Raw genomic sequence first — 18,785 nt, forward strand, 5'->3', positions numbered from 1 at the left:
GGAGCCACTTTTTTATTTGATAGAATAGCTTTGAATATCTTTTGTACTTAATAATTTAATTTTTTTCTTCATGTAAATCTCCTATTTGTATCCATGTCTGGATTTTGTAAGTGAGATAACTGTATCCATAACTAGAAAATATACTTTGTTACCATAACTGCTTAAATTATATATGTGGCATTTCTTAAGAATTAGTAGGTCCTATTTTTGTGCCATAATTATCTTCAATGAGTTGTTCAAGTAAAGAAGGATTTCGGATAGCTTGTGACATGGCATTAGTGAGGATATTTGCTCTATCCATACTGCTTTGCCAAGCAAATATACCACCAAGACAATTTTGGATAACATAAAGACCTTTATAATAAATAGAAAGTAAGTTGTCATATGAATAAGCAAAATTACCTCTAGAGTCTACGAGATAAGGTACTTTAGCCGTATCATCCCATCTGACTTGATAGCCATTCTTATTGATGAAATTTTTACGTAAATCATCATAGGTTTTGGTTTCAGTAGCACCATAACGACCATAGAATGGGATGCCCATTAGGATTTTATAGGAAGGCATACCCGCAGAAATAAGATTTTGAATCTGACCATCTACACTAGTATTACCAAGGGATAAGCTAGATGGATAGAGATTAGATTGATGTTTGCCTGCATTGGCGCCTGTTTCACCGGCAGTAAAGTCATAAGCCATTAAATTAAAGTGGTTAATGATAGGTGCAATATTGGCGATTTCTACATTATTAATATAAGCATTTTCCCCTGTACCAGCTACGCTAATCCATGCATCTGGACCTAGAACATCTCTTAGAGCTGTAAGTAATAAGGTGAAATTTTCACGGTCCTGCTTTCTAGACTTAATACCAGAAGCACTAGAACCAGGATATTCCCAGTCAATATCTATGCCATCTAAGCCATAGTCATTAACCCAACGTTGTGCTTCCCTAGCAAAGGCATAACGGGAAGTAGGGGTAAGTGCTGCATCAGAGAAGCCGTCAGCACCCCAACCACCGATGGCATGATAATTTTAATATTAGGATTTTCGGATTTTAAGTTAACTAATTCTTCAAGGTAACGGGTAGAATAAACTGTAAATGTACCATTTGGATTAATAAGTGCAAAAGCATAAATAGCAAAGTCAAGTAAGTTAGCATCTACATTATTAGGATTACCTAGTACATATTCGCCTACAATATGTTGAACCTGACAATATGGATTGGTACCAGAAGGTGCATTTTCGAAACTTTGAATTTCAGGGCGATAACTATTTTTTAACCCTTCAAAGGTGCTTATGATATTTTGAAGGCTGACACTATTAAGTACTGGAACAGAAAATTGCTGAACCAAAGTTTGCTCAGGAGAGATGAGAAAAACTTCAGTGTTTGCCTGACGCATAACTGCAGCAGGTATACCAATCGATTTACCAATTTTACCCTCCCTATCATCTACAATTGGGAAAGGCATATCATAACGGTCAAGGTTAACCGTAGCATAAAACCAATTGAGATGTGCAGCAGATGGATCCATGCAAATCGGCAAAATTTCAAGTTCAAGATTTTTTAAATTAGGAGCATGCTTTAGTAACGTAATTATTTCATTTTTGCGAGAAGTGTTAAAGTCTGTAGGATTGCAAACTAAGAGTATCCATTTCCCTTTATAATTATCTAGGTTAATGAGACCTTGTGTACTAGAAGCTGTAAAAGAAGGTATTTTAGAACCAATTTTTAAAGGGCCCATTTCATCACTCCTTAAAAGCATAAGTATTCAATCTTATATTATTCAAGGAAAAGATGTCCTATGATAGATTTAGAATATAGAATTAGCACACATAATGGTGCAAACGCATAAGATAAAATAGCTTAATGAAATAGGTGATTTTATGATAGATACTAGAGGACTTGGTTCATACTGTTGTAGTGGCTTTTTTAGTTCACCACAAGGTGCCATTATATTTTCAGCAGTGGTTGCTTTATTATTAATAGAAGTAATGGATAAAGATACTTTAGGTATTACATCAGATATTCTTCAAGCCATAGGTGAAATGTTAGCGATAGGCGCAGGTATGTGTTAATAGAGTATTATTATATAGATACAAAAAAGGAATGCCCTAGAGCATTCCTTTTTTGAGTTTTATTAAATAATCATACCAAGCAATTTATTACTACGTTCTACAAAGGCGTACATGGCATCTGCGCTTAAACTTTGATTTGCAAGAAGGGCAAGATCATAAAGGTGCTCACAAACTAAAGTTTTAGTTTCATCATTTAAATCTTTATGTGCAAGGGCATCTACAAGAGGATGGTTTTGATTTAATACAAGTGTCATTTCAGTTTCTGGTGCAGCCATTCCCATCATATTGTACATTTTCATCATTTCTTGCATACGTCTGCTTTCTTCAGAGATTAAAATCATAGAAGCAACGTGGTTAGATTTTAAGTTTTCTACACTTACTTTAAGAGAATCATTATGCACTTTTTTCTTTAAAGAGTGTTGTAAGGTTTTCTTCATAAGTTTTATCTGCAGCTTCACCTTTTAATGCATCTGAAATATTAGAGTCGATACGTTTGAATTTAACAGCTTGATTGCTGTATTCAAGATGAGACATAAATGGACCATCAATTGAATGTTCAAGGTAAACAGCACATAGATTATTGTCTTTAAACATTTTAATGTATTGTGATTGTTGTTCTTGATTAGAAATATAGAAGACTGTATTTTCATTTGTTTCTTTGACACGTTCAAGATACTCATTAAGTGTAACATAATCATCATTTGTTGTTTTAAATAAGATATAATCCTTCATTTTATCAAAGAATTTACTTTCTTTAAGGCAACCATATTTGATAAATGGTGCAATATCATCCCAGAATTTTTTATAAGTTTCATTATCCTTTTTAGAAAGTGAAATAAGTTTATCAGCGACTTTTTTAGTAATGTAGTCAGCAATTTTAGTAACGAATCCATCATTTTGAAGTAAGCTTCTTGAAACGTTAAGTGGTAAGTCAGGACAATCAATAACACCTTTTAATAAAAGTAAGAACTCAGGAATAACTTCTTTAATGTTTTCAGCTACGAATACTTGATTGTTATAAAGTTTAATGCGTCCTTCAATAGTTTCAAGTTCGTGTGAAAGTTTAGGAAAGTAAAGAATACCTTTTAATCTAAAAGGATAATCCATATTTAAATGAATCCAGAAGAGAGGTTCATTAAAGTCTGCAAATGTTTTACGATAGAATTCTTTGTATTCATCATCTTTACATTCAGATGGCTGTTTTACATAAAGAGGATGTGCATCATTAATAGGTTTTGGCGCATCATCTACTTCAGATGGAGCTTTTGCATTACCATTTTCATCTACATCAATTGGTTCGGCTTCTTTTTTTGCAGCTTCAGCAAGTCTTTCAGCTTCTTTTTGTGCATCAATGACATAAATTGGCACAGGCATGAAAGAACAATATTTTTCAATGGTTTGAAGTACAGTGTAATATTCTAAGAACATGGTACTTTCTTCATTGATGTGGAGTGTAATTGTTGTACCACGAGATGTACGCGTACCTTCTGAAAGTTCATAGGTTGTCCCACCATCACAAGTCCATTTAACAGCAGTATTTGTTTGATATGAAACAGTATCAATATCAACAGTATCAGCCACCATAAAAACAGAATAGAAACCAAGTCCGAAGTGACCAATGATTTGATCTTCGTTCATTTTATCTTTGTATTTTGCTAAGAAATCTTCTGCACCTGAAAAAGCAATTTGTGTAATATATTTTTCGATTTCTTCCTCTGTCATACCAATACCATTATCAGCAAAGGTAAGTGTTTTAGCTTCTTTATCTACAGTAACAACAACTTTGAAATCTTCATTTACCGTGTCTGTAGCTTCACCCATATCACAAAGCTTTTTAAATTTTAAAATGGCATCACATGCATTTGAGATTACTTCACGTGTAAAGATATCGTGATCTGAGTAGAGCCATTTTTTAATAATAGGGAAAATATTTTCGCTATTAATTGATAAATTACCTTGTTTAGACATAAAAGGTACCTCCTTAGATGAATCTTTTTTTATCGTATAAAGTATAAAATACACATTTGAAGAAAATATAATGAATAATAAATTATTTCTTAGGGTTACATTTGCTATTGATGTAAAATAAACTGCTTAAACATAAAATACATGCAGTAAGCGATAAAATCGTCATAAGTATATGGTGTAATAAAAAGCAACTGACAAGAAGTTGAATAATAGTCATCAAAAGTAAGGATGTAAAACTAGAATAAAGTTTATTGTAATCCATGAGTACCTCCTATTTAACAAAATTATCTTTCAATGCAATACAGTTAATGAAAAAGTGGCCATTACCTTTAGTACAAACATTTGTATTTACAGAATATGTAAAGGTGATGGCCACTATAAATTTAAGATGATGAGACTGTAAGATGATAAACGTATTTAATAGTTTTACATAAACTGATATTTAAATAAAAACTGCTTCATTTTTTCATCCCATAATATATCGGCACTTTTGTCTAATGTAAAAGTTTTATAAGAAGTGCCAGTACTGCAACTGATTTGGTTTTCTTTAAAATGAATGTTTAGGTAAAAAGCAGAAGCTTCAGGTGCTAAAGAAGCTGTTTTTTCTTTATTAGTACCTAATATAATTTTAAAGTAAGTTGGCATTTTGGTGCCTTGCATGAGTTCATAAACATGTTTACGCACTTCGCCCCAAGTTAGAAGTTTTGAGTAAGTTTCGTCATTTAAGGTATCAAAGTAATCCATATTACGGTTACCATCAATAATAAGTTTAAAAGCTGCATGGATGACGATTTCTTTAACCTCAAATGTATCAAAAAGCTCAGATTTTAAGAGCTTATTCATGAATTCTTTTCTATTAGAAATAGAATATGTTTCCATAAGCTACCTCCTATTATTAAAAAATTTTATTAATCATAAAATACTTTTTCCATATAAAGCCCATGACTAGGCGCAGTGGCACCGGCTTTTGCACGTTCTAAAGCTTCTAAAATACCAGGGATTTCATTAGGTGACTTAAGTTCTAAACCAACTTCAACTAAAGTACCTGTTAAAATACGGACCATATGTTGTAAGAAACCATCCCCTTCATAAGTGATTTGAATTTTGGAACCTGAAACGGCAAAATTGATAGAATAGATTGTACGTACTGTAGATTTCGTTTTTGATTTAAGAGAGGTAAAGCTCTTGAAATCATGTTTGCCAAGTAAATGTTTGCTAGCTTCTTCCATGGCCGTAATATTTAAAGGTTCTGGAACATGATAAGCATATTTAAGTGTAAAAGGATCCGCAAATTTATTATTATCAAGTGCATAAACATAGCATTTTTTCACCACGTTATAACGTGAGTGGAAGCGAGGTGAAGCAATGGCTAAGTTCACTACAGCAATATCTTTTGGTAAATAGTTAAAAAGGTAATCAGAGATTTTGTCTAAAGGAATAGAACGTTCACTGAAAAAGTTGCAAGTTTGTCCATGTGAATGAACACCTGCATCTGTACGACCTGAACCAATGATTTGAATTTCTTCTTCAAAGAGTCTAGAAAGTACAGCTTCTATTTTACCTTGAATTGTTTTCTCTGGGTGTTTACTCTGCCTTTGAAAGCCGTTATATTTTGAACCATCATAAGCGAGTACTAATTTATAATTAATCATAGTTAAGCCTTTCTTTAAAAATAAATCTTTACGATTAGTATAACATAGTTCATTTAGATATGCATTAGCCTTTAAGTAACTTATTATTAGGAGCATATACATAAATTTAAGAAACTATACAAGAAATAAAATCGAATATTATGTAAAAAAGATATAAAAATGTTCGAAAAACCTTTGACTTATTTTTTAGATTAAGGTATTATTATGAAGGAAGTGAAATATCTATATATAGTAAATTAATTTGTTTTCTTGTAAATTTATCAAACAGGTTATATTAAGGAGGTTAAAATGGGTTACTTTAAGTTGAAAGAGAATAATACAAACGTGAAGCGTGAAATAGCAGCAGGTATTACAACTTTTATGACAATGGCATATATACTTGCAGTTAATCCACAAATACTTGGAGATGCAGGATGAATCAACAGGGGGTATTTGTTGCAACCATTTTTGCATCAATCATTGGATGCGTTGTTATGGGGCTTGTAGCTAATTATCCATTTGCTTTAGCACCAGGTATGGGTCTTAATGCATTCTTTACATATACTGTAGTAATGAACTGGGGGTATTCATGGCAGTTTGCATTAGCAGCAGTTTTTGTAGAAGGTTTAATCTTTATTATTTTAACTTTATGTAATGTAAGAGAAGCATTATTTAATGCAATTCCAAGTTGTATGAAAGCTTCTGTAAGTGCAGGAATTGGTTTATTCATTGCATTCATTGGACTAAAAGGTGCAAATATCGTTATTGATAATAATAGCAACTTGGTAGGACTTGGTAATATGGTTACACCACCAGCTGTATTATGTATGCTTGGTGTTATTGTAACTGTTGTTCTAATGAAACGTAATGTGAAAGGTGCTATTTTAATTGGAATCTTAACAACTTGGGTATTTGGAATCGGTGCACAAGCTATTGGTTGGTATAAGGTAGATGTAGAAGCTGGTGTTTATTCATTATTACCAAGCTTTAGTGCAAGTGGTGCTTTATTTGATGGATTTGGTGAGGTGTTTTTCAAAATACCAAAAGCAAGTGAAATCTTTGGTAGTGCAGATAATATTTTTACATTTATTGTAGTTGTTTTTTCATTCTTATTCGTTGACTTATTTGATACATTAGGCACACTTATGGGTGTAGCTGAAAAAGCTGGTTATCTCAATGAAAAAGGTGAATTACCACGTATTAAACAAGCATTCCTTGCAGATGCCGTTGGAACTACAGTAGGAGCTGCTTTAGGAACTTCAACTGTTACAACATTTGTAGAAAGTTCAGCAGGTGTTATGGAAGGCGGACGTACAGGACTTACAGCTATTTCAACAGCAGTTTGTTTTGCCCTTGCATTATTCTTTGCACCAATCTTTATGGCTATTCCAAGTTTTGCAACAGCACCAGCACTTATTGTAGTAGGTGTACTTATGATTGATAGTATTGTAAAGGTAGATTTTACGGATATTACAGAAGCATTGCCAGCTTTCTTAACAATTGCAATGATGTCATTTACAGCAAGTATTTCCGAGGGAATTATTTTTGGTGGGATTACTTATGTATTTGTAAAATTCTTTTCTGGCAAACGTAAAGAAATTAGTGTTATGATGTATATTTTAGCCGTACTCTTTATTATTAAGTTAATTGTTTCATCATTAATGTAGAATAATATTAAAAAAAAACTAAATAAAAATTTAAAGTGATACGATATATATAATATAATTCGTATCACTTTTTGCATGACTTTATTAATATAAAACTTTAGTTATAAGTACATGTAAATAGTTAAAAAAAGAGAAGGGGGATGTATGTGGATAACGAAGAGTTTATGCAGAAGATTATGCAAGACTTTAGAAACATTAAAAACTATGAGCAAAAAAGAGGATTTCTAGAAGATTTAAATTATCAAGTTGGCCAGATTAAGTACTTTTATGATGAGCTTACACCAAATCAAACGGGAGATCCATCTACTACGTTTTATAGACCAAAACAATTACCTAAGGTACATCAAATAGCATATTTTAATTTAACGCGTGGTTTTCCAAAGGAGCTTTATGGTGGACATTGGTGTTACATATTTAAGTATTTTAAAACGAAGTTTGTTATTATTCCAACTACATCAGTGAAGCCAGATTCGTTACCACCAGATAAAGAGTTTCAAATGGATATTGAAGTAAAAGATTTCTCAAATCATTTTATTACAAGACTTCAAATAGGGGATATGCGTACAGTGGATATTCAAAGGTTATATCCATCTAAAGGATTCTATGATGTTGCAACAGATAAAGAGAAAATTTTAAATACTATAAGTAGAATACTATTAGATTAAGTATGTTTAATATAAAATGAGGCAATGTCTCTAAGATAAATAAATATTATAAGAAATAAAGGAGTGATAGAGCTCCTTTATTTTTTATGCCTAATAAAATAGATGGCAAATACATTAATGTATAAAAATTAGAATATAATGTATTAATATAAAATAATGTATGATATACTAAAAAATATATAAAATATGAAAGATGAGAAATGGAGGGAGTATATGGAGAAAAATGTAGTTATACTTATTACATTTTGTTTATACTTATTTGTGATGCTAGGTATAGGTATGTATTTTTATTTCAAAACCAAGAACTTATCAGATTACATTTTAGGAGGTAGAGGACTTGGTAAATGGGTAACATCCTTAAGTGCACAAGCTTCTGATATGAGTGGCTGGCTTTTAATGGGATTGCCTGGTGCAGCTTTCCTTGGAGGCGTGAGTAATTCAGTATGGATTGCTATTGGGTTAGCTATAGGTACATATTTTAACTGGAAAATTATTGCTAAAAAATTGCGTACTTATACAGAAAAGTTTGATAATTCTATTACATTATCAAGTTATTTCGAAAACCGTTTTGAGGATCAAAGTCGTATTTTAAGAGTCGCATCTTCTATTTTTATTTTAATCTTTTTCTTATTTTATACAGCATCTAGCTTTGTAGCTGGTGGTAAACTTTTGAACAGTGTATTTAATATCAAATATAGTACAGCAGTACTTATTGGAACAGTGGTTATTATTACTTACACATTTTTAGGTGGCTTTTTAGCTGTATGTTGGACTGACCTTATTCAAGGTATTTTAATGTTTTTTGCAATTGTAGCTTTACCAATTATGGTTGTAAAAGGTGCAACAGCAGAAATAGGTGCTTTAAACTTTAATTTATCTATTATTAATGGCAGTCGTGACGTGATTTCAGAGGTAGGGTTTTTAAGCTTCTGGAATACAGATGCTTTAGCTGGTGTAGGGGGAGGCATCACAGTAGCAATCATTAGTATTATTTCTTCTATTGCATGGGGACTTGGTTATTTTGGTCAGCCACATATTTTGGTGAGATTCATGGCTGTTAAAAATCCGGAGGAAATTAAAGATTCACGCCTTATTGCTATGATTTGGGTCATTATTTCACTTACAGGCGCTGTACTAATTGGAGTTTTAGGACGTAGCGTTTTGGAAGGAACATTAAATAATTTACAAGGTACATTAGCTACTCTTGAGGCAGGTTCAACTGAATATGTAAATATTACAAATCAAATGAGTTATATTCAGAATTTAGATGGTGAATATGTGTTTATGGAACTTGTAATGCGTTATACACCAGTTTTAATTTCAGGTGTATTATTATCAGCTATTTTAGCAGCGGTTATGAGTACAGCAGATTCACAACTCCTTGTAACAGCTTCCTCTATTTCAGAAGACCTTTATCGTGGAATCTTACGTAAAAATGCTTCTGAAAAAGAACTTGTATGGGTGAGCCGCTTTACAATTATTTTAGTTGCTGTATGTGCGTACTGTATTGCAATGGATCCTAATAATTCTTCAGTACTTGCTCTTGTAGCTTATGCGTGGGCAGGATTTGGGGCAACCTTTGGGCCAGTAGTTTTGATGTCATTATTCTATCGTAAAATGACAGGGAAGGCAGCACTTGCAGGGATGATTACAGGTGGTGTCACCACGATTATTTGGAAATCGCTTGCAACACATTTTCCACAAGTTGTACTCTTCGGTTTATATGAAATCGTACCAGGATTTTTACTTGCCCTTCTTGTGATTTATATAGTAAGTAGTTTAGATCAAAAGGGACAACAAGTTATGGCCAATAAATTTAAAAAAATGAACTTATAGATAGGCATAATAATGAGGTATAAAGAGTGAAAGCTTTATACCTTTTTATTGTATATAAGTAACTATTAAAAAATTAGGTTGAATATAATTATTTATAATTGTTGGATAAATTTGAATAAATGTATTATAATGAAATGGATATTTAAAAGAAAGCTCAAGGAGAGAGTGCAAGCTTATTGTTAGGGTGAAGAAATTTAAAAATGGAGGAAGCTGTATGATTAAAACAACGCTTATAGGATATGGTCAATTACAGACTAAGAATTTGATTACTTACATAGAGCGATTAGATGCACATTTAGATGGTTATTATCCTAATATTTTGTGGAATGTGTTATACCAAAATGGGACTACTGTGAAAAACCTTTTAGACAATTTAGAAGATAAAGTACTTGTACATCATCCTAATATTGTTTTTATTAATCTTTCATCAGCTGAGATGAAGCAAGATAGTCAAGGCTATATTTCAGTAGATACTTATAAGGAAATTTTAAATGAGTTACTAGCTAAGATTCATAAACATAATAATCGTACAGGGTTAAATGGCTGTCGCCCTATTCCTATAGTGGTTACACCACCTCCTATTTTACCAGAGCTAGCAGAAGAGAAGTTTAATAATAAAGTACTTTTAGAATATAGAAAGGTTATTGAAGAAGCTGTAATAGAATGGAATGGCATGCTTTTAGATTTGTTTACATATTTAAGTAAGAAAAATAGCTATAAAGAATATATGAATGGTTTAGGATTAAATCAAAATGGGCAAGATTTATTATATGATTTGATTTTTTTAGAAATGACCAAACTTATTAACTATCAAGGTGTATTAAAAGATAGAGATAAAGTTTATGAAGATGAAGAGTAAGTGAAGTGCAATTCAACACGTTTTCAGTTAATGTTCAAAAAGTCATCACATAACATGATTATTCTATATACATAAAGATAAACGACAGGTCTTAAGGGAGGAATAAATTATGTATTATGAAGATGATGAAGCAATGAAAGCTTTAATGGAAAATAGAATGAAAGCAGAACAGGAAGAACTTAGAAAACAAGAGGAAACAAGAAAACAAGAAGCAGCAGCACAGGCATTATTAAAATCAGAGAAAGCACGTGCAACACGTAAGAAAATAGCTTCAATTATTGGGGTTTGTACTTTAACAGTAGGCTCATTTGGACTTGGAGGTTATGTATTTAATCAATATCCTAATAAAGAAGCAGCTGTAGTTAGTGAAACAACAGCTAGTAAGCAAACAAATTTAGTACAAACAGCCACAAACAGCCGCACAGGTAGCAGCTTATCTGTAGTAGAAGTTGCAAGTATTGCAGCCGATTCAGTGGTAGAGATTACAACTGAGATTGCAACAAATGGCAGGCATATGCAACAATTCATAGCAGAAGGTGCAGGAAGTGGTGTAGTTGTTTCAAAAGAAGGTTATATAGTTACAAATAATCATGTAATTAATGGAGCAAGTAAGATTACAGTAAGATTAAGAAATGGCGAGACATATGAAGCTACTTTAGTAGGCACAGATTCAAAAACAGATGTGGCACTTTTAAAAATTCAAGGGGCAACACTTACACCAGCATCATTAGGTGATTCTGATCAGTTACAAGTAGGTGAACTTGCAGTAGCTATTGGAAATCCACTGGGACAATTAGGTGGTACAGTAACAAATGGTATTATTAGTGCCTTAGACCGTGAAATTACTTTAGATGGACAAACAATGAACTTGCTTCAAACAAATGCAGCTATTAACCCAGGTAACTCAGGAGGCGGTTTATTTAATGATCAAGGACAGCTTGTAGGACTTGTTGTAGCAAAATCAGCAGGAAGTGATGTGGAAGGTTTGGGATTTGCTATTCCAGTTAATGAAGTGAAAAATATCGTTAATGAACTTATGAATAATGGCTATGTAACAGGTAGACCAGTACTTGGCGTATCTGTTTTACAAGTGGATTCACTTCAAACAGCTATGCAGTATCGTTTAAATCGTATGGGAGTCTATATTCAAGGACTTACACCAGGTACAAATTCTGAAAAATCTGGACTTGCAGTAGGTGATTGCATCTTAGCTATTGATAATCAAGAGGTTACAGATACAGCTGATATCAGCAAAATCTTACAAGATAAAAAAGTAGGCGATACTGTTAAAATGACAATTTCAAGAGATGGACAAATGTTAACAAAGAATCTAGTATTATCAGAAAATAAACCACAATCTAATTAAGGTTAAGATAGGGCACTATAACCTCAGTGATAAGGGTTATGGTGCTTTTTACTTTATAATGTCTTATAAATAAAGATATGTTACAATAATATAAAAAATAGTGCTTATAGAGACAAGGAGTGTAGCATGTACAATATATTAATCGTAGATGATGAAAAAATGATTCGTGAGATCATTAAGAAATATGCAGTTTTTGAGGGACACACTGTGACAGAAGCGGCTGATGGTATGAGTGCCATTGAAATTTGTAAAAAAGAAAAATTTGATATTATTATTATGGACGTGATGATGCCAGAGTTAGATGGCTTCTCGGTTTGTAAAGAGATTAAGAAATTTTGCCAAACACCTGTGATTATGCTTTCAGCAAGAGGTGAGGAATATGATCGCATTCATGGGTTTGAAATAGGTGTAGATGATTATGTAGTGAAGCCATTTTCACCGAAGGAATTGATGATGCGTATTTCTGCTATTATTAAACGTAGCCAGCCACAAGCAGTAGAAATAGTTACTAAAAATGAGGTGAAAATCCAAGGGATTGTCGTAGATTTTGATGGACGCATGGTAACTATTGATGGCAAAGTGGTAGATATGACGCCTAAAGAGTATGAATTATTCTTTTATATGGTGAAAAATAGAGGTATTGCACTAACAAGAGAAATGCTGATTAGTAATGTATGGGGCTATGATTACTATGGTGATGACCGTACTTTAGACACACATATTAAACTGCTTAGAAAAACACTTGGCAAATATGCAGATTTAATCGTAACCCTAAGAGGGGTGGGATATCGTTTTGAAGAAAAATAGATGGAGTATGAAATGGCAGCTGTTTAACTATTTAGCTGGATTTGTAGGCGTTTTAATTATAGTGTTATGGTTGTTTCAGGTTATATTTTTAAATGATTTCTATGAAAGTATTAAAGTAAAAGAGATTAAAAAGATTGGGAATCAAATAGGTAATAATATCGGTAAAAATGGGATTTTGGATGTGATTGCACAAGTAGCAGCTGAAAAAGAACTTTGTATTGTTATTACAGATGCTAATGGTTATGTGGTTTATGTAGAAAATGATTTAGGTGGCAATAGTATTTATCCTAATGTAAGCCATGATCAATATAAAAGGTTGATTTATAAAGCGAAATCTCATAAGAATAATATAGCTATTGAAAAAAGGCCTTATCGTGCAATTAATATAGAACGTAGTTATGATCATACTAATGTAAAGTTTTATCCTAAGGTAGAAGCCTTAAAAAGTGTGGTGTATACAAGAGTCGTGTATGATCCAAGTTTAGGTGAGGTGGTTATTTTTATTAATGGGCTTATTTCACCTATCAATGCTACAGTACAAACAATTCGTGAACAATTAATATATGTAACGGTGCTTATGCTAGTATTAGCTTTTATATTAGCTTTTTATATTGCTAAAAGGATAACAAGTCCTATTAGTCAAATGAATAATGTGGCCAATCTTTTAGCTTCCCATCCAGAACAAGTAGCCTTTGAAGGGCATGGTTATAAGGAAATATCAGAGCTGAGCCGTACATTAAATTACGCAGCAGAGGAGTTAAGTAAGACAGAAGGCTTAAGAAAAGAGTTGATTGCCAATGTGTCTCATGATTTAAGAACACCACTTACATTAATTACGGGTTATGCAGAGATGATGCGGGATTTACCAGGTGAAAATACACCTGAAAATACCCAAATTATTATTGATGAATCAAAGCATCTTTCACAGCTTGTAAATGATATGTTAGATTTGTCTAGATTACAGTCAGGCACAACTAAATTAACTTATACAACTTTTAATCTTACAGAAAGTATTCGCCAAATGTTAAAGCGCTATAATGCATTAACAGAACAGGGCGGCTATCAGATTGATTTGATTTGTAATGAAGAAGCCATAGTTTATGCAGATGAGTTACGTATATCTCAAGTATTATATAATCTAATTAATAATGCGATTAATTATACTGGAGATGATAAGAAAGTTATTGTGAAGCAAAAAGTTATGCAAGATTGTATAAGGATAGAGGTCATTGATACAGGTGAAGGTATTGCAAAAGAAAATTTACCTTATATATGGGATCGTTATTATAAAGTAGATAAGACCCATAAAAGAGCTGCTATAGGAACAGGATTAGGATTATCTATTGTAAGATCAATACTAGATAATCATAAGGCGCAATATGGGGTAGAAAGTGAAAGCGGTAAGGGTAGTATATTTTGGTTTGAAATGCCTAAAAAATTAGCGAATCAATAAAAAAAATAAGTAAAAATCACAAAACCGTCACAAATAGGTGTATAATAATAAGTAGTATACCTTATAAAAGGTAATAAACGATAAAAATTTAAAGTGTAAGTGATACTAAACAAACAAGGAAATTGAGGAAAAATCTATGAAAATGGTAAAAAGATTAATCGCAGTGTTAGCAATTAGTGCAATGAGTTTAAGCATGGTAGCGTGTGGTAATAGTAATGGGGATACAGGAACTAAAGTGACAAAAGCCGATGAAAAAGATAAAACAGTTATTGCAGTTGTAGATGGTACACCAATTTATAAAGAAGGATTATATACAAATTATTTAAACAACTTAGAACAGAGCTTAAAAAGCCAATATGGAGAAGACTATTTAAAAGATGAGAATGCTAAAGAGCAGTTTGAAAACCAAAAAGCAATGATTCTTCAAAATTTAGTAGAAACTCAAGTTTTAGTACAAAAAGCAAAAGCTAATAATATTGAAGTAAAAGATGATGAAATTAATGGACAAGTGGATGCATTAAAAGCAAACTTTGAGTCAGAGGAAGCATTTAATGAGAGACTTAAAGAAATGAATACAAACTTAGATGAAATTAAAGAAGTATCAAAAGTGATTTATTAATTAGTAAAGTAATTGAAGATGTTACAAAAGATGTAGATGTCACAGAAGAAGAAGTCAAAACTTACTATGAAGAAAATTCAGATAACTATAGAACAAATGCAGGTGCAGAAATGGCACATATTCTTGTAAAAACAGAAGAAGAAGCTAAAAAAATAAAAGCAGAATATGAAGCAGGTACAAGTTTTGAAGATCTTGCAGCTAAATATGGTACAGATGGTACAAAAGACCGTGGTGGTGCTTTAGGATTTATTGAATATGATAGCCCACAATACGATGCAGATTTTTTAGCAGGTGCAAAAAATTTAGCTGAAGGACAAGTATCAGATCCAGTTAAAACACAATTTGGTTATCACCTTATTAAAGTAACAAATGTACAAAAAGAAGCTGTAACAAAATCATATGATGAAGTAAAAGATGAAGTGAAAGAAACTGTAAAAGAGCAAAAAAGTTATGACATATTTAATAAAAAATTAGATGCATGGAAATCTGATATGAAGATTGAAACATATGAAGATCGTTTATAATTATATGTGAAATGTAATAAAAAAAGAGGATACAAGGGGGCCAATGTCATTTAGTTAAGTGATATTTATAAAAAGGTCATCTACGAATAGTTAAATATTTGTAGATGATTTTTTGAGCCTGTATAAAATTTTGTGTAAACTGATTAAAAGCTCTTTCCTAAGGCGATGATTATAAAAAATCAAATGTATCTTAAGGAGGAGCTTTTTATGTCAGTATTACCAAAGGATTTAGTAAGAAATTTTATTAAAGAGCAACATTTTACTAACACAGATGATGTATTAAATTTATTAAAGGAAATGTTTAAAGATGTACTTCAAGAAGCCCTTGAAGTTGAATTAGAAGAAAAATTAGGATATGACAAATATCAGATTTCAGATAAGACTACTACTAATAGCAGGAATGGCTACAGTAACAAAACTGTTAAATCTGAATTAGATCCTGTTGAGATAAATATTCCTAGAGATCGAAATGGAGAGTTTGAGCCTCAAATCATTCAAAAGCATCAACGTAATATTACTGGTATTGAAGATAAAGTATTATCTTTATATACCACTGGTCTTTCTACACGAGATATTCATGTTCAAATTAAGGAATTATATGATGTAGAAATATCAGCAGATATGGTTTCTAAGATTACTGACCGTATTTTAACAGTTGTATCCGAATAGCAAAATAGGCCTTTAGAACAAGTTTATTCTTTCATTTTTTAGATGCTATCCACTATAAGGTACGTGATGAAAAACAGATTGTTAACAAAGCTGCATATGCCCTTAGTAAAGCATCAACGTTGTATCATTCATCAAATACGTGCGAGTATGAAATATGTTGCTTCTGGAGATCAAAAAGCTTTTGCAAAGGATTTAAAATCAATCTACGCTGCAATAAATGAAGAAACAGCTTTAAATAATCTATTAGAAGTCAAGGAACAATGGGGTAAGAAATACCTGCCTCATTATCTGTTTTATGATGTCCTCGTTTATCAGATAATGCTTCTTCACCATTTGCATCAAATTTCTTAACCCATGAGTAAACCTGACTATAGGATACATTAAATAATGTAGCTGTATCTTTATAATTACGCTCATGATTTATACAATATTTAACGATTTCCTTACGTTCTTCAAGAGTTATTTTTCTTTTTGCAGTTGCCATATAGAACTCCCTTTTAGGATCATAATACTTAAGTTCTCTATTGGCATTATACTTCATAATCCAGCATCGGAGTACTTCTCTTGAGGATATGTTGTATTTTACAACGATATCATCAACACTTCCTTCACCAGATAAAACGGCCTTAGCACACATAAGTTTATATTCTACTGTGTAAGTAGAATTACCTTGTTTGGCACTAAAAGCTTCGATTCCATAAACTTTATACTTAGCAACCCATTGTTTTAAGGTTTTACTTCCAATATTATATTTTGCAGATAAAAAATTATAGGACCCGTATCCATCAAGATATTCTTGTGACATCTGAGCACGAAACTCAGGTGTATAGGGTGATTTTGACATAAAAATACCTCCTAAGTAGATTTTGATTATTTACCTTGTCTACTTAGGAGATATCATATCAAATTAGTAGTTGCTTTTTTATATACTTAATTGATAAGCCAACTTACTAGTGTATTATTTATTCATTGTTGTCATTATCAGTAGATATATTAGATACTATTGAATTATCTTTAGTATTAGTGAATTTTTCTATAAGTTGAGGAATATTAATACCTGTCATAGTATTTAAGGTTTCAAATCCATTCCCAGTAATATCTGTAACTAATTTAGCAACTTTAGATGCACCCTGTTGACCACCATTATCTATTACTGTAATTTTATCAATTTGTTCCATAGGTTTAGCTGCTTCACGCATGATATCAGGTAGTTTTTCAACAACCATTTGAATTATAGCAGCTTCACCATATTTAGACATAGCGTCAGCAAGTTTTTCTTTGGCTTCAGCATCAGCAATACCTTTAGCTTTTATGATACTTGCTTCAGCTTCACCAGCAGCCCTAATGGCATCAGCTTCAGCCTCGGCGATGATTCTTTTAGCATTAGCTTCAGCTTCGGCTTTTATTTGAATAGCTTTGGCATCAGCTTCAGCTTCTTGAATAGCTTTTTCTTTAGCAGCTTGAGCTTCGATGATTTTTTTCTTTTTATCAGCTTCAGCTGGCTTTTCGATAGTTGCTACAAGTTCTTTTTCAACGCGTTTAGCTTCTTCTTCAGCTAATTTAGCTTTTTGTTGTTCAACTAATGATTTGTTTTCTATTTCTTTCAATGAATATGCTACGTCAGCATCAGCTTTAGCTTTATCTTGTTCAGCACGATAGCTTTCAGTTTTTATTTTTTTATTTCTTTCAAATTCTGCAATTTCAGCTTCTGATGCTAATTTTGCACGTTGACCTTCACGGATTGATTCAGCAGTTCTGATTTCTGTATCACGTTTTCTTTCAGCTTCAGCAATGTCAGCATCAGCTTGTGCTTGAGCTATTTGTGGTTTGGCTCTGTTTTCTAGATAACCACCTTGAGTAGCTATTTTTAAAATAGAATATGAAATTAATTCAAGTCCCATAGAATCTAATTCTTCACGAATATTATCCTCAATACTTTGTTCAAAAGAAGCTCTATCTTCATTTATTTGTTCAACAGTTAATGTTGATACAATACCACGTAATTTACCTTCTAATATTTTCTCAACGATATTTTGTATATTACCAACTGTATCATCAACCTTACCAGTACAGAAACGTTCAACTGCTTTTATAATTGAGCCGGGATCATTATGTACTTTAACAACAGCAGTACCAACAACATCAACAAATATACCTTGTTAGATGGCGCTTCTGCTACATCAGTAGTCATAGAGATAGCTTCTAAAGAAATAGTACAACTTGTTTCAAAGAATGGAATAACTATACCACCTTTTCCACTTAAAACCCTTTGTTTGAAACCAGTAATCACCATAGCTTTATCAGCTTTGACCTTCCTCCAGAACATACAAAGTAATATAACAAATACTAGTGCAATTGCTATTAATATTATTGCAATGTCCATAATTATACCTCCTGTTTTTTCTATATTATTAGAGAGTGTTTAATTTTATGCTGTCTAAGTTTAGAGTGATATAAATATAAATTTACTCTTATTATTTAGACATATTATAAATTACTAATAACTTGAGATATTTTCTTCCACATACCTAGTGTAATAGAGATTATTAAAATAATACCAACTACAACAAGGATAAGTACAAGATATTCTTATATCATTTAATCACTCCTTAATATATAATTATATTATTATATAATAATATAAAAT

The 18,785-nt window shown here is 32.0% G+C and carries 18 protein-coding genes and 2 pseudogenes; 12 read left to right on the plus strand and 8 right to left on the minus strand.

Features of this window, described 5'->3' with window-relative positions:
* Positions 1-184: 184 nt before the first annotated feature.
* The gene (locus JCM14822_RS22045) at positions 185-1,018 is read right to left on the minus strand and encodes a glycoside hydrolase family 18 protein (RefSeq protein WP_242861530.1); all 834 of its coding nucleotides are present in this window, start codon (positions 1,016-1,018) and stop codon (positions 185-187) included.
* A complete protein-coding gene (locus JCM14822_RS22050; protein ID WP_054743219.1) occupies positions 913-1,740 on the minus strand; it encodes a redoxin domain-containing protein in 828 nt (275 codons plus the stop codon). Before JCM14822_RS22050 ends, JCM14822_RS22045 begins: the two co-directional genes overlap by 106 nt.
* Before the next feature lie 142 nt (positions 1,741-1,882).
* Between JCM14822_RS22050 and JCM14822_RS15365 the strand changes: the two genes are divergently transcribed.
* Positions 1,883-2,074: a hypothetical protein gene (locus JCM14822_RS15365; protein WP_054743220.1), complete on the plus strand. Its 192-nt coding sequence runs from the start codon at positions 1,883-1,885 to the stop codon at positions 2,072-2,074.
* Positions 2,075-2,136: 62 nt separating this feature from the next.
* Here JCM14822_RS15365 and htpG read toward each other — a convergent pair.
* From htpG to truA, 3 genes and pseudogenes are all read right to left on the minus strand, one after another.
* Positions 2,137-4,042 (minus strand): annotated as a pseudogene (gene htpG, locus JCM14822_RS15370) (molecular chaperone HtpG).
* 426 nt (positions 4,043-4,468) lie between these two features.
* On the minus strand, positions 4,469-4,921 hold the full coding sequence (locus JCM14822_RS15375) for a DUF5721 family protein (RefSeq protein WP_054743221.1): 453 nt from the start codon (positions 4,919-4,921) through the stop codon (positions 4,469-4,471).
* Positions 4,922-4,950: 29 nt separating this feature from the next.
* Complete coding sequence (gene truA, locus JCM14822_RS15380) at positions 4,951-5,694, minus strand: tRNA pseudouridine(38-40) synthase TruA (RefSeq protein WP_054743222.1); 744 nt, start codon at positions 5,692-5,694, stop codon at positions 4,951-4,953.
* 288 nt (positions 5,695-5,982) lie between these two features.
* On the opposite strand from truA, the pseudogene JCM14822_RS15385 reads away from it, so the two are divergent.
* The 11 genes and pseudogenes from JCM14822_RS15385 (at position 5,983) to JCM14822_RS25175 (ending at position 16,489) form a co-directional block, all read left to right on the plus strand.
* Positions 5,983-7,340, plus strand: a pseudogene (locus JCM14822_RS15385) (NCS2 family permease).
* Between the two features lie 146 nt (positions 7,341-7,486).
* The gene (locus JCM14822_RS15390) at positions 7,487-8,005 is read left to right on the plus strand and encodes a hypothetical protein (RefSeq protein ID WP_054743223.1); all 519 of its coding nucleotides are present in this window, start codon (positions 7,487-7,489) and stop codon (positions 8,003-8,005) included.
* A 213-nt stretch (positions 8,006-8,218) separates the two neighbouring features.
* On the plus strand, positions 8,219-9,841 hold the full coding sequence (gene putP, locus JCM14822_RS15395; RefSeq protein WP_054743224.1) for a sodium/proline symporter PutP: 1,623 nt from the start codon (positions 8,219-8,221) through the stop codon (positions 9,839-9,841).
* 214 nt (positions 9,842-10,055) lie between these two features.
* Entirely contained in the window at positions 10,056-10,700 is a 645-nt protein-coding gene (locus JCM14822_RS15400) for an SGNH/GDSL hydrolase family protein (RefSeq protein ID WP_054743225.1), read from the plus strand.
* A 109-nt stretch (positions 10,701-10,809) separates the two neighbouring features.
* A complete protein-coding gene (locus JCM14822_RS15405; protein ID WP_054743226.1) occupies positions 10,810-12,066 on the plus strand; it encodes a S1C family serine protease in 1,257 nt (418 codons plus the stop codon).
* A gap of 126 nt (positions 12,067-12,192) precedes the next feature.
* Positions 12,193-12,873, plus strand: coding sequence for a response regulator transcription factor (locus JCM14822_RS15410; protein WP_054743227.1), 681 nt, complete (start codon positions 12,193-12,195; stop codon positions 12,871-12,873).
* A complete protein-coding gene (locus JCM14822_RS15415; protein WP_054743228.1) occupies positions 12,860-14,326 on the plus strand; it encodes a sensor histidine kinase in 1,467 nt (488 codons plus the stop codon). Before JCM14822_RS15410 ends, JCM14822_RS15415 begins: the two co-directional genes overlap by 14 nt.
* Positions 14,327-14,462: 136 nt before the next feature.
* Positions 14,463-14,945 (plus strand): SurA N-terminal domain-containing protein, encoded by a 483-nt coding sequence (locus tag JCM14822_RS15420; protein WP_054743229.1) that lies wholly within the window; start codon positions 14,463-14,465, stop codon positions 14,943-14,945.
* An 11-nt stretch (positions 14,946-14,956) separates the two neighbouring features.
* A complete protein-coding gene (locus tag JCM14822_RS15425; RefSeq protein ID WP_242861531.1) occupies positions 14,957-15,469 on the plus strand; it encodes a peptidyl-prolyl cis-trans isomerase in 513 nt (170 codons plus the stop codon).
* A gap of 207 nt (positions 15,470-15,676) precedes the next feature.
* Positions 15,677-16,138, plus strand: coding sequence for an IS256 family transposase (locus JCM14822_RS15430; protein WP_054743231.1), 462 nt, complete (start codon positions 15,677-15,679; stop codon positions 16,136-16,138).
* A 96-nt stretch (positions 16,139-16,234) separates the two neighbouring features.
* Positions 16,235-16,489, plus strand: coding sequence for a transposase (locus JCM14822_RS25175; protein ID WP_306307360.1), 255 nt, complete (start codon positions 16,235-16,237; stop codon positions 16,487-16,489).
* Here JCM14822_RS25175 and JCM14822_RS15435 read toward each other — a convergent pair.
* From JCM14822_RS15435 to JCM14822_RS22060, 3 genes are all read right to left on the minus strand, one after another.
* Positions 16,389-16,982: a transposase gene (locus JCM14822_RS15435; RefSeq protein WP_242861528.1), complete on the minus strand. Its 594-nt coding sequence runs from the start codon at positions 16,980-16,982 to the stop codon at positions 16,389-16,391. The genes JCM14822_RS25175 and JCM14822_RS15435 overlap by 101 nt on opposite strands.
* 118 nt (positions 16,983-17,100) lie before the next feature.
* Positions 17,101-18,291: a flotillin family protein gene (locus tag JCM14822_RS15440; protein WP_306307361.1), complete on the minus strand. Its 1,191-nt coding sequence runs from the start codon at positions 18,289-18,291 to the stop codon at positions 17,101-17,103.
* Positions 18,228-18,521, minus strand: a complete 294-nt coding sequence (locus JCM14822_RS22060) for a hypothetical protein (protein ID WP_242861529.1) — start codon at positions 18,519-18,521, stop codon at positions 18,228-18,230. Before JCM14822_RS22060 ends, JCM14822_RS15440 begins: the two co-directional genes overlap by 64 nt.
* Positions 18,522-18,785: the final 264 nt, after the last annotated feature.

It is taken from the genome of Cellulosilyticum ruminicola JCM 14822 (genome assembly GCF_001311925.1).
GTDB lineage: Bacteria > Bacillota > Clostridia > Lachnospirales > Cellulosilyticaceae > Cellulosilyticum > Cellulosilyticum ruminicola.

Coding starts and splice junctions, on each gene's coding strand:
- JCM14822_RS22050 (WP_054743219.1), bottom strand. CDS start 1,740: ATGGGCCCTTTAAAAATTGGTTCTAAAATACCTTCTTTTACAGCTTCT.
- JCM14822_RS15365 (WP_054743220.1), top strand. CDS start 1,883: ATGATAGATACTAGAGGACTTGGTTCATACTGTTGTAGTGGCTTTTTT.
- JCM14822_RS15375 (WP_054743221.1), bottom strand. CDS start 4,921: ATGGAAACATATTCTATTTCTAATAGAAAAGAATTCATGAATAAGCTC.
- truA (WP_054743222.1), bottom strand. CDS start 5,694: ATGATTAATTATAAATTAGTACTCGCTTATGATGGTTCAAAATATAAC.
- putP (WP_054743224.1), top strand. CDS start 8,219: ATGGAGAAAAATGTAGTTATACTTATTACATTTTGTTTATACTTATTT.
- JCM14822_RS15400 (WP_054743225.1), top strand. CDS start 10,056: ATGATTAAAACAACGCTTATAGGATATGGTCAATTACAGACTAAGAAT.
- JCM14822_RS15405 (WP_054743226.1), top strand. CDS start 10,810: ATGTATTATGAAGATGATGAAGCAATGAAAGCTTTAATGGAAAATAGA.
- JCM14822_RS15410 (WP_054743227.1), top strand. CDS start 12,193: ATGTACAATATATTAATCGTAGATGATGAAAAAATGATTCGTGAGATC.
- JCM14822_RS15420 (WP_054743229.1), top strand. CDS start 14,463: ATGAAAATGGTAAAAAGATTAATCGCAGTGTTAGCAATTAGTGCAATG.
- JCM14822_RS15430 (WP_054743231.1), top strand. CDS start 15,677: ATGTCAGTATTACCAAAGGATTTAGTAAGAAATTTTATTAAAGAGCAA.
- JCM14822_RS25175 (WP_306307360.1), top strand. CDS start 16,235: ATGCCCTTAGTAAAGCATCAACGTTGTATCATTCATCAAATACGTGCG.
- JCM14822_RS15435 (WP_242861528.1), bottom strand. CDS start 16,982: ATGTCAAAATCACCCTATACACCTGAGTTTCGTGCTCAGATGTCACAA.
- JCM14822_RS22060 (WP_242861529.1), bottom strand. CDS start 18,521: ATGGACATTGCAATAATATTAATAGCAATTGCACTAGTATTTGTTATA.